Raw genomic sequence first — 13,619 nt, forward strand, 5'->3', positions numbered from 1 at the left:
CGCCGCTCCTCCTCATCGCTGCGCTCTGCATCGTCGCCGGCGCGGGTCATCAGCGCCCATCCTCGTCCGGGGCGGCCAGATCGACCACCACGGTGAGCCCGCCACCGGGGGTGTCGCTGGCCTGGATGGTGCCGCCCATCGCCTCCACGAAGCCGCGGGCCACCGAGAGCCCCAGCCCGACGCCGGTGGTGTTGTCGTGGTCGCCGAGCCGCTGAAACGCGTCGAACATGTGGTCGGCGGCCCCCTCCGGGATGCCGCGGCCTTCGTCGATGACGCTGATCAGCACCCGGTCACGGACCCGGCCGGCGTTGATGCGGATCACCCCGTCGGGCGCGTAGCGCAGCGCATTGTCGATCAGATTCGCCAGCACCCGTTCCAGCAGCCCGGAATCGGCCAGCACCACCGTGCCGCCGACGTCGACCTTCACCCGGTCAATACCGGACCGGAAGTACCCGGTGATGCCCTGTCCGATGCTGACCAGCGCCCGCTGCACGGACTCCTCCAGATACACCCGGCGCAGTTCGGGGTGCACCACGCCGGCCGCCAGCCGTGACGAGTCCAGCAGGTTCCCGACCAGCGCGGTGAGCTGGTCGATGGATTCTTCGATGCTGGCCAGCAACTCCGCGGTGTCCTCGGGGGAGAAGCCGACGTCCTCGGCGCGCAGGCTCGACACCGAGACCTTGGCCGCGGCCAGCGGCGTGCGCAGGTCATGGCTGACCGCCGACAGCAGCGAGCGGCGCAGCTCGTCGGCCCGGGCGATCGCCTCCGCCCGGCTGGCCTCTTCGGCCAGCTCCCGCTGCCTGACCAGGCCCACCGCCTGGTTGGCGACCGCGCCCAGCACCCGACGGTCGCGGGCGGCTAGCTTCCGGCCGGCCATCAGCATCCAGAACTCGTCGTCACCGACCTCGATCACGGTGTCGGCGGCATCCACCGAGGCGCACGGGTCGGCGCCGACGCTGGCGATAATGCTGCTGCCGGTGGGCCCGGCGCGCAGCAAGCTGACGGTGCGTTGCGCATAGGTCTCCCGCACCCGCTCCAGCAGGGTGTCCAGGTCGGCGCCGCGCAGCACCGATCCGGCGAACAGCGTCAGCAGTTCGGCCTCCTGGGAGGCGCGGCGGGCCTCCCGGGCGCGTTTGGCGGCGCCGTCGACTAGCACCGCGACCGCGACCGCGACCAGCAGCAGCACCACCTCGGTGACCGCGGCGTCCGGTTCGGCGATGGTGAAGCTGTGCCGGGGTGCGGTCAGGTAGTAGTTCAACAACAGGCTGGACAGCACCGCCGACAGCGCCGCCGGGGCGACACCGCCGAGCAGGGCCACCACCAGCACCCCGACAAAGAACAGGGCACTGGCGCCGCTGGTGCCCAGGAAGCGGTCCAGCGAGCTGAGCATGATCGCGCAGATCGCCGACGGCACCAGCAGCGCCGCCAGCCAGGATGCGGCGCGTCGTTCCCGCGGCCAGATCGGCGCCGCCCCGAACGCCCGCTGGGATTCCTCATGGGTCACGATGTGGACGTCGATCTTACCGGATTGCCGCACCACCATCGCGCCAATGCCTTCGTCCACAATCCGCGCCCACCGGGAGCGGCGGGAGGTGCCGATCACCAGCTGGGTGGCGTTGGTTTGCCGGGCGAAATCCAGTAGGGCGGTGGGGACGTCGTCGCCGACCACGATGTGCAGCGACGCGCCCAGGCTGGTCGCCAGCTCGCGGACCTTGCCCATCCGGGGTGCCGAGACGCGGGCCAGGCCGCCGCTGTCGCGCAGCACGTGCACCACCATCAGCTCGGCCGACGACTTCGTCGCAATCCGAGATGCCCGACGCACCAACGTTTCCGATTCCGGGCCACCGGTGACGGCGACGACGACCCGCTCGCGGGCCTCCCAGATATCGGTGATCCGTTTGTCGGCACGGTACTTCGCCAGGGCGGCGTCGACCTGATCGGCCAACCACAACAGCGCCAGCTCCCTGAGCGCGGTGAGGTTTCCGCTGCGGAAGTAGTTGGACAGCGCCGCATCCACCTTCTCCGGGGCATAGACGTTGCCGTGGGAGAGCCTGCGGCGCAGCGCCTCCGGGTCGATATCGATCAGTTCGATCTGGGTGGCCTGCCGCACCACCGAATCGGGCACCGTCTCCTGCTGGGTTATTCCGGTGATCTGGGCGACCACGTCGTTGAGGCTCTCCAGATGCTGGATGTTGACCGTGGAGATCACCGTGATCCCGGCGTCGAGCAGCTCCTCGATGTCCTGCCAGCGTTTGTGGTTCGCGCTGCCCGGGGTGTTGGTGTGGGCCAGCTCGTCGACCAACACCACCTGCGGATTGCGGGCCAGTACGGCGGCCACATCGAGTTCGGGGAAGCGATGCCCTCGATAGCCGATGTAGCGGGGCGGCAAGATCTCGATACCGTCCAGCAGTTCCGCGGTTTTCTGGCGGCCATGTGTTTCGACCACAGCCGCAACCACGTCGGTGCCGCGTTCCAGCCGGCGGTGCGCCTCGCCGAGCATCGCAAATGTCTTTCCGACGCCGGGCGCGGCGCCCAGGTAGATGCGCAGCTCCCCGCGTTTGCGACGGTGCTCGACATCGGTCACGTAACCATCATCCCCCCGTGACGTGCGGGCAGTGGGCTTCTCACGGCGAGCAGACGCAAAAGTCCCCATTTTGAGGTGAAATACGGGGCGTTTGCGTCTGCTCGCGGGCATTAGCGCGGCACCGGATACGTTCGGTCGAGGTCCAGGTTCAGGGCGACCACGTCGACGCGGGGCTCACCGAGGAACCCGAGTTCGCGGCCGCGGCGGTGCCGGTCCAGCACCGCCCGTATTTGCGCGGCGGTGACGTGTCGGGCCCGGGCCACCCGAGCGACCTGGATGTCGGCGTAGGCCGGGGAGATGTCGGGGTCGAGGCCGCTGCCGCTGGCGGTGACGGCATCGGCCGGGACCTGCGGGCGCTCGGGGGCCGCCCCCCGGACCGGCACCAGCTGGCCGATCGCGTAGTCCTCGCCGGGCGTCGCGCACTGCACCGCGACACCGCGGTAGCTGGCCAGGAACGGCCGGTGACCGGCCGCACACGGCTCGTTGACGCTGACCACCCGCGTCGGCTGCGGCACGTTGCCGCGCGCATCACGCGGGCCGATCACCGACAGCACCGCACCCACCCCGGTGCCGGTGCAAAACGGCCGCGAGCCGTCCACCCCCTCCAGCCGCCCGATCGCGGCGCTGCGGGCGCACACCTGGGTGAGCAGGCTCGGCTGGCCGGGGGTGTCGACGATGCTTTCCGGCCCCAAATTGCTGGCGCCGCTGGCCGTCGGATCATAACCAGAACCGGCCGCCGACGGCCGGGACTGGAAGTAGCGCGGCAACGGGTGCCCGGCGGCGTCGGTGAACGCCTGGCCGATCAGCGCGCTGGCGACCGGTGTACCGCCGGCGGTGACGATCGAGCCTTCCGCGCGGGAATGCAACCCGGGAGCCTGCGCCACCAGCCAAACAAACACGGGGTAGCCGACACCGAGGAGCACAGTGAAAACCAGCAGTGCGCGTAGCGCGGCCCAGTGCTGGCGGGCCAGATTGGTCAACGTCATCTCATGCCATCCCGGGAAGCAGTTGCACCACTAGGTCGATCAGCTTGATCCCGATGAACGGGGCGACGATCCCGCCCAACCCGTAGCGGTACAGGTTGCGGCTGAGCAGTTTCGACGCGCTGCTGGGGGTGTAGCGGACCCCGCGCAGCGCCAACGGGATCAAGGCGGCAATGACGAGCCCGTTGAAGATCACCGCCGACAGGATCGCCGACTGGGGGCTGTGCAGCCGCATGACGTTGAGCAGGTCCAGGCCCGGGAACAGCACGACGAACATCGCCGGGATGATGGCGAAGTACTTGGCGATGTCGTTGGCGATGGAAAAGGTGGTCAGCGCGCCGCGGGTGATGAGCAGCTGCTTGCCGATCTCGACGATCTCGATGAGCTTGGTGGGGTCGGAGTCCAGATCCACCATGTTGCCGGCCTCCTTGGCCGCGGTGGTTCCCGTGTTCATCGCCACGCCGACATCGGCTTGGGCCAGCGCCGGGGCGTCGTTGGTGCCGTCGCCGGTCATCGCGACCAGCCGGCCGCCCTCCTGCTCACGCTTGATCAGCATCAGCTTGTCCTCCGGGGTGGCCTCTGCCAGAAAGTCGTCAACCCCGGCCTCGTCGGCGATCGCCTTGGCGGTCAACGGGTTGTCCCCGGTGATCATCACGGTGCGGATCCCCATCCGGCGCATCGCATCAAACCGCTCGCGCATGCCCTGCTTCACCACGTCCTTGAGATGGATGACGCCGAGCACCCGCGCGTGGGCGCCGTCGTCGGTGGCCTCGCCCACGACCAGCGGGGTGCCACCGGCGGCGCCGATGCCGTCGACGAGCTGGCCGAGTTCTGCGGGAATGCGCCCGCCCTGGCGGCGCACCCAGTCGGCCACGGCGCTGGCCGCGCCCTTGCGCAACTGGCGTCCGTCGACATCGACTCCGGACATGCGGGTGACCGCGGTGAACCCGACCCACGTCGCGTTGACGAGCTCACCCGGGGTCCGGGCCCGCAACCCGTAAGCCTCCTTGGCGTAGACGACCACCGAACGGCCCTCGGGGGTTTCGTCGGCGAGGCTGGACAGCTGGGCGGCGTCGGCCAGCGTCGCGACGCTGACCCCGGCGACCGGGAGGAACGCCGACGCCTGTCGGTTGCCCAGGGTGATGGTGCCGGTTTTGTCCAGCAGCAAGGTATTGACATCGCCGGCCGCCTCAACCGCGCGCCCGGACATGGCCAGCACATTGCGCTGCACCAGCCGGTCCATGCCGGCGATCCCGATGGCCGACAGCAGTGCGCCGATGGTGGTGGGGATCAGGCAGACCAGCAGCGCCACCAGAACGATGCCGGCGATACCGTGGCCGCCCAGTGCCACACCGTCCGGTACCCCGGGCGTGTTGGCCTTGGCGTAGATCGCCAGCGGTTGCAGGGTGGCCACCGCGACCACGAAGATGATGGTCAACGCGGCCAGCAGAATGTTCAGCGCGATCTCGTTGGGGGTCTTCTGCCGGTTGGCGCCCTCGACCAGCGCGATCATCCGATCGACGAAGCTCTGCCCGGGTTGCTGGGTGATCCGGACCACGATCCGGTCCGACAACACGGTGGTGCCGCCGGTAACCGCCGAGCGGTCACCGCCGGATTCGCGGACCACCGGGGCGGATTCGCCGGTGATGGCCGATTCATCCACCGACGCAATGCCTTCCACCACATCGCCGTCGCCGGGAATGATCTGGCCGGCTTCCACGACGACGATGTCGCCGCGCTGCAGCAGCGGTGCGGCGACGCGTTCTTCCGTGCCGGCGACCCCGGGCGCCCACCCGTGCAGCCGGCGCGCAACGGTGTCTGCCTTGGATTTGCGCAGCGTGTCGGCCTGCGCCTTGCCGCGGCCTTCGGCGACGGCTTCGGCGAGGTTAGCGATCAGCACCGTCAGCCACAGCCAGAACACCACTAGCGCGCCGAACCAGCTCGGTTGGCTGACGGCCAACACGGTGGACCAAGCGGCACCGATCTCCACGATGAACATCACCGGGTTGCGCCACAGGGTGCGGGGGTCCAGCTTGCGCAGTGCGGCGGGCAGACCCCCGCCGAGCAGTCGCAAAAGCCCGGGAGACACCGGCTTTTTAGGGGATTTTATGTCTGCCCGCGGTGCAGTCAGCATCAGTGGATTCCTTCGGCGAGCGGCCCGAGCGCCAGCGCGGGCAGGAAGGTCAGCGCGACCAGGATGACCGTCACCCCCACGACCATGGCGACGAACTGGGGTTTGTGGGTGGGCAAGGTGCCGACGGACTCCGGCGTGCTGCCCTGGCGGGCCAACGAACCGGCCAGGGCGAGCACCAGGATCATCGGTGCAAACCGGCCGATCAGCATCGCCAGGCCCAGGGCGGTGTTGTACCACCCGGTGTCGGCGCCCAGACCGGCGAAGGCCGAGCCGTTGTTGTTGGCCGCGGAAGTGAACGCGTACAACACTTCCGACAGACCGTGTGGTCCCGTGTTGGCCATGGCTGCCCGCGGGCCGGGCAGCGCGATCGAGATCGCGGTGCCGATCAGCACCACCAGCGGGGTGACGAGGAAATAGCTTGCCGCCAACTTGATCTCGCGGGGCGTGATCTTCTTTCCGAGGTATTCCGGGGTGCGGCCGACCATCAGCCCGGCGACGAACACGGTGAGGACGGCCAGGATCAGCATGCCGTACAGGCCCGAACCGACCCCGCCGGGCGCGACCTCGCCGAGCTGCATATCGAGCATCGTCATCAGGCCGCCCAGGCTGGTGTAGGAATCGTGGGCCGAGTCGACCGCCCCGGTGGACGTCAGCGTGGTCGCGTCGGCGAACACCGCCGAGTCGGCGACCCCGAGGCGCTGTTCGACGCCTTCGGTGGCGGCGCCGGCGGCGGTGGGTACGGTGCCGTGGTGCTGCAGCTGGCACAGGCCAATCAGGCTGACGCTGGCGATGGCGATGACAGCCATGATCGCCGCGATCGCGGTGCCCTGCCGGGTGTTTCCCACCATGCGACCGAAGGTGCGGGGCAGCGAGAAGGCGATGACCAGGATCAGGAAGGTCTCCACCCAATTGGTCCATGCGGTCGGGTTCTCGAACGGGTGCGCCGAGTTGGCGTTGTAGAAACCACCGCCGTTGGTGCCCAGTAGTTTGATGACCTCCTGGCTGGCCACCGGACCGCCGGGAATCCGCTGCGGCGCACCGCTTAGCGTGGCCACCACCTGGTCGTGTAGGTGGAAGTTCTGGATCACACCGCCACCGACCAGCACGACGGCTCCCAGGACCGCGATCGGCAGCAGGATGCGCAGCGTGCCGCGGACCAGGTCGACCCAGAAGTTGCCGAGTTCCCCGGTACGTCGGCGGGCGAACCCGCGGACGAGTGCCACTGCCACCGCCATCCCCACCGCGGCCGAGACGAAGTTCTGCACCGCCAACCCGGCCATCTGCACCAGGTGGCCCTGGGTCGTTTCACCGGGGTAGGCCTGCCAGTTGGTGTTGGTGACGAAGCTGACCGCGGTGTTCCACGCCAACGCCGGGGTCATCGGGGTCGCGGGATTCCGAAGGTGTAGCGGCAGCGTGCCCTGGACGAGTTGCAGCACGAACAGCAGGACCACGCTGACCGCGGAGAACGCCAGCACGCTGCGCGCGTAGGTGGCCCAAGTCTGCTCCGCCGACGGGTGGGCGCCGATGAGCCGGTAGATCAACCGCTCGGCACGGGAGTGCTTGTCGGAGCTGTAGACCCGGTACATGTAATCGCCCAGTGGTCGGTGCACGAGTGCCAACGCGACCACCAGGGACCCGACGAACAGCACACCCGTCGCTGCGTTGCTCATTAAAACCGCTCCGGAAACAGCAGGGCCGCGGCCAAAAGCGCGATCACCACGATGGCCAGGACCAGACCGACGGTGTTGGTGATGTTCACAGGCTGTCGATCACTCTCACCATGGCGCCCAGTGCACCGAACACCAGCACCGTCAACAGGAAGTAGACCAGCATGGATAACTCCTCTCGGGCACGGCTCATCGAGGGCTCAACCTGCACCGACGATAAGCCGGGGGGACCGCAAGATCGCACGGTCTTAACGGTTTCAATACGTTGAACGCCAGTACTTTTACGGCTCCCGGTCGTTACCCCGCCGCCGGCGGATGCGCCATCACGGTCGGGCGGAACCCGTACCGGGGGCCCAGGTCGCCGACGCTGCGCGCGGCCGCGGCGCCCAGCGGCATCCCGGCGGGCACGGCGGCCAGCCCGCTCTCCGACGCGGCGCCCATTCCGGCGCTGCTCAGCGCCGCCGTGCTCGACCCCATCGCCGTGGTGGGCAGCGCCCAGCTGGGTGGCACCGACAACGCGCCGATCGCCCCGGCGCGGCCCACGCCGGCCGACACCCCGCTAAGGCCGGACAGGCCGGTGGAACCAGCCGATCCGAGCGCGCCCGCGCCGGAGCCGAACCCGGCGCTCAGCGCCGAACCCAGCGCGGCGGGCGCCGCAGTGCTGCTGCCGTTGCCGGCCAGCGCGCTGCCGAAGTTGCTCAAGAACCCGACCGCGGTCGACAAGGTGCTGGTCCCATTCCAGAAGCCGGAGTTGACCATCCCGTTGATGCTGTCGCTGAGGCCGCTGGAGCCAAAGAGGTTCTGCAGGATCCCCGACAGCCCCGACTGCGACGACGACGATGAGGTCGCCGGGGACGCCAGGTTCTGCAGCGCGGTGGGCAGCGCGGAGACCAGCTGGGACAGCGTCGACTGCGTCTGGCTGCCGGCGGCGGTGCCGGTCGCCTGCGCGACCGCGGCGCCCTGGCCGGCCACCCCGGCCGGGTTGGTGTTCTGCTGCGGCGCGGTGAACGGCGTCACGTTGGTGGCGGCCGCCGCGGCGCCGGCGTAGCCGTACATGGCGGCGGCGTCCTGGGCCCACATCTCCGCGTAGTGGGCCTCGGTGGCCGCGATCGCCGGGGTGTTCTGGCCCAGGATGTTCGTCGCCACCAGCGCCGCCAGCAAGGAACGGTTGGCCGCGATCACCGGCGGCGGCACCGTGGCGGCGAACGCGGCCTCGAACGCGGCCGCGGCCGTGCTGGCCTGGCTGGCGGCCTGCTCGGCTTGGGTGGCAGTGGCGTTGAGCCACCCCACATACGGGGTGGCTGCGGCGGCCATCGACGCCGAGGCCGGGCCACGCCAATCCTGGCTGGCCAAGCCGGAGATCACCGACTCGTAGGAGGCGGCCGTCGTGCTCAACTCGGCGGCCAGCTGGCTCCACGCCGTCGCTGCCGCGAGCATCGGTGCCGACCCAGGCCCCGAATACATTCTGCCGGAGTTGATTTCCGGGGGTAACGCTCCGAAATCCATGGCTCCAGCGTCGCCCCGCGGGAAACCGGTAGCCAGTTCCTTTACGACTACCTAACGGTCCGGTTCGGTTTCTTAACGCGTTCATGCCGCTCCGGGCTCAGATCCGGGAGCGCACAGTGGCTTTCGTCACACTCACGGTGTTTCCGGCGGCTCGATCAGCGGCAGCCGCACCCGGAACACGGTGGTACCGTCGGCGGATTCGGCGGTGACCGTGCCGTGGTGCGCCTTGACGATCGACGCCACGATGGCTAGCCCTAACCCGGTGCTACCCAGCTCACCCGAGCGCGCCTTATCCGCCCGCACGAACCGCTCGAATAGGTGCGGCAGCAGTTGTGCGTCGATATCGGGGCCGGTGTCGATCACCGTCAACTCGGCGGACGGGCCACCGACACCGCCGCGCTGTGCGGTGATGCCGGTGGTGACGGTCACCCCGGGCGGGGTGTGCACCCAGGCGTTCTTGAGCAAATTGCTGATCAGCTGATGCAACCGCGCCCGGTCGCCGCGGACCCACACCGCTTCGTCGGGCAGGTCCTTGACCCACTGATGGGTCGGCGCTGACGCGGCCGCGTCATTGACCGCATGGATGACCAAATCGGCCAGGTCGACGTCTTCGAGGTGCAGGTCTTGACCTTCGCCCAGACGGGACAGCAGCAGCAGTTCTTCGACCAGCGAGGCCATCCGTTGCGCTTCCGACTCGATGCGGGCCAAGGCGTATTCGGTGGTCGGCGGCAGATCCGAGCTGTCCTGGCGGGTGAGTTCGGCGTAGCCCTGGATTGCCGCCAGCGGAGTGCGCAACTCATGGCTAGCGTCGGTGATGAATTGGCGCATCCGCTTGTCGGCCTCAGCGCGATAGGCCAGCGCGCCATCGACGTTGTCCAGCAACCGGTTCAAGGTGTGCGCGACGATCCCGACCTCGTTATCCGGATCGACGTCGTCTTGCCGGACGCGGGCGGTGATCCGCTCGTCGCCGCCGATCAGCGGCATGGCGGCCACCGTGGCCGCGGTCGCCGCGACCCGGCGCAGCGGACGCAACGCATAACCCACCACCCACACCGTCAGCACCGCGGTCACCACCAGCGCTCCCACCAAAAACGCGGTGGCCGTGATGATCCTGTTGGTGATGGTGCGGTTGGCCAGGCTCAGGGACACCCCCACCACCAGCCGATCACCGCCGTCGACGCCGCGGCTGTCCACCCGGTACGGCCCGAGGCTGGCCAGGTTGATGTTGCGGGCCGGCCCGTTGTGCCAGGTCTCCGCCGCGATCGCGGCCACCACGTCCTCCGGCGCCGGCCGCGGCTCGTCTTCGGCAAAGAAGACCGCCGTGCCGATCACGTGGCCGTCATGCAGTACCGCGATCACGTTTCCGGGTTCCTGCTCGGTGAAGCCCAACAACGCTTGCCCGATGCCGGGCTTGGCGGGATGTCCGGGCGCCGGCTGGCTGCTGCGGTAGCGGATGTAGGAATGGTTGAGCGCGTTCAGCGATTCCGACACGTCGGCGTCGTTCATCGCGGTGACATAGGTCCGCAAGCTCAGCACCGACACCAAGCCGACGGCCACCAACACCACGGTCACCACCGCCGACACGCCCAACACCAGCTGGCGGCGCACCGAGCGCGGCCACCACCAGCGGGCGGTTCGGCTCGCCGTCATCCCGACGGTCGCAGCATGTAGCCGACGCCCCGCACCGTGTGGATCATCGGTTCCCGGCCGGCGTCAATCTTCTTGCGCAGGTAGGAAATGTACAGATCGACGATGCTGGTGCGGCCCGCGAAGTCGTAGTTCCACACCCGATCCAGGATCTCGGTGCGGGTCAGGGCCCGCTGCGGGTTGCGCATCAGGAAGCGCAGCAGCTCGAACTCGGTGGCGGTCAGTGCCAGCGGCTCGCCGGCGCGGGTCACCGAGCGGCTGGCGCCGTCCAAGGTGAGGTCCCCCACATTGAGCACCTCGTCGGCCGGCGGGGCCATGTGGCTGGAGCGGCGCAGCAAACCCCGCAACCGGGCGACCAGTTCCTCCAGGCTGAACGGTTTGGTCATATAGTCGTCGGCGCCGGCGGTCAGTCCGGTGACCCGATCGGTGACCGAATCGCGCGCGGTCAGAAACAGGATCGGGGTGTAGGTGTCCGATTCGCGGACACGCTGCAAGATGTGCAGGCCGTCCACGTCGGGCAGCATGATGTCGAGCACCAGCACGTCCGGGCCGATGGTTTCGAACTTGGTCACGGCCTCCCGGCCGTTGTGGGCGACATCGACGGTCCAGCCCTCATAGTGCAGTGCCATCGTGACCAGGTTGGTCAACGCCGGCTCATCGTCGACCAGCAACACGCGGATCGGTGACCCGTCGGGCCGGTTGATCTTGGGGAGTTGCCCCAAGATCGCCTTGCGGGGGCGCCGGTCACGCGCGTCGTCCGACATTGCCGTCATGTCCTGACATTGTCCTAGACACACACGGGACTGTCACACGATTCATAGCGTTCTCAAATGTCTTTGCTGTGACCGGCGCCACGCAAAGCCGGCGCAGATATGCGTTCTCTATGAATCCCGCGTGCTGGCTTGCTTGAGATCGGCCACGAAAAATACTGTGAGACACAACCGTTGGTTCGACGAGGCTCGCCAGGAAACGAAGGTGCGTCTCTAAACGCCTGCGTGCGAACAACTTCACGCGCGTCGCGCCCAGGGTGGTGGACCCCCACAGGAGCAGCCGCAGCGCCGGGAGCCGCGCGCGGGTCAGCGAAGGCGGCGGCGTTTGCTGCCAGGGACGAAGTGAGGAGAAGTCGATGTCTTTTGTGACCACGCAACCGGAAATTTTGACGGCGGCGAGCGGTGACCTGCAGGCCATCGGCGCGGCGCTGAGCGCCCAGAACGCGGCCGCGGCGCCGGCGACGACCGGGGTGCTGCCGCCGGCCGCCGATCCGGTGTCGGCGCTGACCGCGGTCCAGTTCAACACGCACGCCGCGCTGTATCAGACCGTGAGCAGCCAGGCGGCCGCCATTCACCAGATGTTTGTGGAGACGCTGCGCGGCAGCGCCGGCTCCTACGCGGCCACCGAGGCCGCCAACGCGGCCGCCGCCGGCTAACCAGACCCTGCGGTATTTGGAGAGCGTCGGGTAATGGATTTCGCACTGCTTCCCCCGGAGGTCAACTCCGCACGGATGTACGCCGGGCCGGGATCGGGCCCGATCCTGGCGGCCGCGGCGGCCTGGGACGGGCTGGCCGCCGAACTGGGCGCCGCCGCGGCCTCCTACCAGTCGGTGGTCTCGAGCCTGACCGGCCAATGGCTGGGCCCGTCGTCGCTGGCCATGAGCACCGCGGCCGCACCCTATGTGGCCTGGATGAACGCCACCGCCGCACAGGCCGAGCAGGCCGCCGGCCAGGCCAAGGCGGCGGCGACGGCATATGAGACCGCGTTCGCGATGACGGTGCCCCCGCCGGTGATCGCCGCCAACCGTGCCCAACTGATGACGCTGATCGCGACCAACTTCCTGGGCCAAAACACCGCGGCGATCGCGGCCACCGAAGCCCAGTACGGCGAAATGTGGGCGCAGGATACCGCCGCGATGTATGGCTACGCGGGCGGCGCGGCCGCGGCCACCGCATTGACGCCGTTCACCCCGCCGAAGCAGAACACCAACCCGGGCGGCGTCGGCGCCCAGGGCGCCGCGGTCATGCAGGCCGCCGGCAGTCGGGCCCAGGGCACGGCGTCACAACTCAGCGCCGCGGTGACGCAGACCCTGCAGGGCTTCTCCCAGCCATTGCAGTCGTCGGCGGGGCTGGGACAGGTGGCGATGGGCTCCGGTGCCGCGGGGGCCTCATCGGTGACCTCCGGCCCGAGCGCCGCATTGTCGATGCTGGGTGCGATGCCCGCGCACGGCGCCAAGCACGCGGTGAAGGGCGCCAGTGCCGGCGCTACCGCGGGCGCGGGCGCCGTGGCCGGCGCCGGCGGAAGCGAATCGTTGGGGCTGGCGGAGGACACCATGGGTCTCGGCATGGACGGAGTCGGCCTGGTGGGCTTGGACGGCGGCGGCGTCGGCCTGGATCTGATCGGCGTCGGCCTGGATTTCTTGGGCGCCGACGAGCTGACCGAGGCGGGAGGCCTCGGGCCGCTGGGGACGCTGGGTGGCTTGGGCGGCCTGGGCGGCCTGGCACCGTTGGGTGGTCTCGGCAGTGTGGGCACCGCGAGCGCCGTCACGGCGTCGGCGAACATGGGTCAGGCGGCTTCGCTGGGCGCGTTGTCGGTGCCGCAGGCCTGGACCGCGGCCGCGCCCCCGGCGCTGCGGCAGGTGGCGCTGGCGTCGGCGGAATCCGGCGCGGCGGCCGCACCGGCGATGATGGCCGGCGCCGGACAGGCGATAGCGGCAGGCGGATCGGAAATGCCGTACGCCGAAATGGCGTTGGCGAGCGCGGCCGGGCGGGCCCTGGCCGGCACTACCGGCCGGGGGCGCCGGGACCGGACGGCCCCGACGACCCGCGGCCAGCAGACACCTCCGACCGGCTCAATCACCAGTATCTCCGCCGAACTGCGGGAACTGGCCGACCTCCGCGATGCCGGAATCCTCACCGAAGAGGAATTTGCCCAGCAGAAAAAGCGCCTGCTGGGCGAATTGGGTTAGGCCCAGCTGGCGCTGACGGCGCCGTCGGTGGAGGCCATGTTGCCGCCGGCGGTTTGGACTTTGTTGCCGTGGGTGGCGGCTTGTTCGTAAATGACTTGGAAGTTGCGCCCGAGTTGGGTGATGAATTCTTGGCAGGCCA

Annotated in this window: 10 protein-coding genes and 1 pseudogene; 2 read left to right on the forward strand and 9 right to left on the reverse strand. The window is 69.2% G+C overall.

Going from position 1 to position 13,619, the window contains the following annotated elements; translation table 11 throughout:
* Positions 1–49 precede the first annotated feature (49 nt).
* From ACAG26_RS09825 to ACAG26_RS09860, 8 genes are all read right to left on the reverse strand, one after another.
* Positions 50–2,584: an ATP-binding protein gene (locus tag ACAG26_RS09825; RefSeq protein WP_370481650.1), complete on the reverse strand. Its 2,535-nt coding sequence runs from the start codon at positions 2,582–2,584 to the stop codon at positions 50–52.
* Between the two features lie 110 nt (positions 2,585–2,694).
* Positions 2,695–3,570: a potassium-transporting ATPase subunit C gene (locus ACAG26_RS09830; protein ID WP_370481652.1), complete on the reverse strand. Its 876-nt coding sequence runs from the start codon at positions 3,568–3,570 to the stop codon at positions 2,695–2,697.
* Position 3,571: 1 nt separating this feature from the next.
* On the reverse strand, positions 3,572–5,701 hold the full coding sequence (kdpB, locus tag ACAG26_RS09835; RefSeq protein ID WP_370481654.1) for a potassium-transporting ATPase subunit KdpB: 2,130 nt from the start codon (positions 5,699–5,701) through the stop codon (positions 3,572–3,574).
* Positions 5,701–7,371, reverse strand: a complete 1,671-nt coding sequence (gene kdpA / locus ACAG26_RS09840; RefSeq protein ID WP_370481655.1) for a potassium-transporting ATPase subunit KdpA — start codon at positions 7,369–7,371, stop codon at positions 5,701–5,703. The genes kdpB and kdpA overlap by 1 nt, the downstream gene beginning before the upstream one ends.
* On the reverse strand, positions 7,371–7,460 hold the full coding sequence (locus ACAG26_RS09845) for a potassium-transporting ATPase subunit F (RefSeq protein ID WP_370481656.1): 90 nt from the start codon (positions 7,458–7,460) through the stop codon (positions 7,371–7,373). Before ACAG26_RS09845 ends, kdpA begins: the two co-directional genes overlap by 1 nt.
* A 205-nt stretch (positions 7,461–7,665) precedes the next feature.
* Positions 7,666–8,874, reverse strand: a complete 1,209-nt coding sequence (locus ACAG26_RS09850; RefSeq protein WP_370481658.1) for a PPE family protein — start codon at positions 8,872–8,874, stop codon at positions 7,666–7,668.
* Between the two features lie 132 nt (positions 8,875–9,006).
* The gene (locus ACAG26_RS09855) at positions 9,007–10,524 is read right to left on the reverse strand and encodes a sensor histidine kinase (RefSeq protein ID WP_370481659.1); all 1,518 of its coding nucleotides are present in this window, start codon (positions 10,522–10,524) and stop codon (positions 9,007–9,009) included.
* On the reverse strand, positions 10,521–11,294 hold the full coding sequence (locus ACAG26_RS09860) for a response regulator transcription factor (RefSeq protein ID WP_370481661.1): 774 nt from the start codon (positions 11,292–11,294) through the stop codon (positions 10,521–10,523). The genes ACAG26_RS09855 and ACAG26_RS09860 overlap by 4 nt, the downstream gene beginning before the upstream one ends.
* A gap of 353 nt (positions 11,295–11,647) precedes the next feature.
* On the opposite strand from ACAG26_RS09860, the gene ACAG26_RS09865 reads away from it, so the two are divergent.
* Together ACAG26_RS09865 and ACAG26_RS09870 are read left to right on the forward strand one after the other, a co-directional pair.
* Complete coding sequence (locus ACAG26_RS09865; protein WP_370481662.1) at positions 11,648–11,947, forward strand: PE family protein; 300 nt, start codon at positions 11,648–11,650, stop codon at positions 11,945–11,947.
* 33 nt (positions 11,948–11,980) lie between these two features.
* The gene (locus ACAG26_RS09870; RefSeq protein ID WP_370481663.1) at positions 11,981–13,480 is read left to right on the forward strand and encodes a PPE domain-containing protein; all 1,500 of its coding nucleotides are present in this window, start codon (positions 11,981–11,983) and stop codon (positions 13,478–13,480) included.
* Here the strand turns inward: ACAG26_RS09870 and ACAG26_RS09875 are convergent.
* A pseudogene (locus tag ACAG26_RS09875) lies at positions 13,477–13,619 on the reverse strand (type VII secretion protein EsxI); the annotation flags it as partial. The gene ACAG26_RS09870 and the pseudogene ACAG26_RS09875 overlap by 4 nt on opposite strands.

Origin of the sequence: Mycobacterium sp. pUA109 (genome assembly GCF_041287095.1) — a bacterium.
In the GTDB taxonomy this organism is placed as follows: domain Bacteria; phylum Actinomycetota; class Actinomycetes; order Mycobacteriales; family Mycobacteriaceae; genus Mycobacterium.

Coding starts and splice junctions, on each gene's coding strand:
- ACAG26_RS09830 (WP_370481652.1), bottom strand. CDS start 3,570: ATGACGTTGACCAATCTGGCCCGCCAGCACTGGGCCGCGCTACGCGCA.
- kdpB (WP_370481654.1), bottom strand. CDS start 5,701: ATGCTGACTGCACCGCGGGCAGACATAAAATCCCCTAAAAAGCCGGTG.
- kdpA (WP_370481655.1), bottom strand. CDS start 7,371: ATGAGCAACGCAGCGACGGGTGTGCTGTTCGTCGGGTCCCTGGTGGTC.
- ACAG26_RS09850 (WP_370481658.1), bottom strand. CDS start 8,874: ATGGATTTCGGAGCGTTACCCCCGGAAATCAACTCCGGCAGAATGTAT.
- ACAG26_RS09855 (WP_370481659.1), bottom strand. CDS start 10,524: ATGACGGCGAGCCGAACCGCCCGCTGGTGGTGGCCGCGCTCGGTGCGC.
- ACAG26_RS09860 (WP_370481661.1), bottom strand. CDS start 11,294: ATGACGGCAATGTCGGACGACGCGCGTGACCGGCGCCCCCGCAAGGCG.
- ACAG26_RS09865 (WP_370481662.1), top strand. CDS start 11,648: ATGTCTTTTGTGACCACGCAACCGGAAATTTTGACGGCGGCGAGCGGT.
- ACAG26_RS09870 (WP_370481663.1), top strand. CDS start 11,981: ATGGATTTCGCACTGCTTCCCCCGGAGGTCAACTCCGCACGGATGTAC.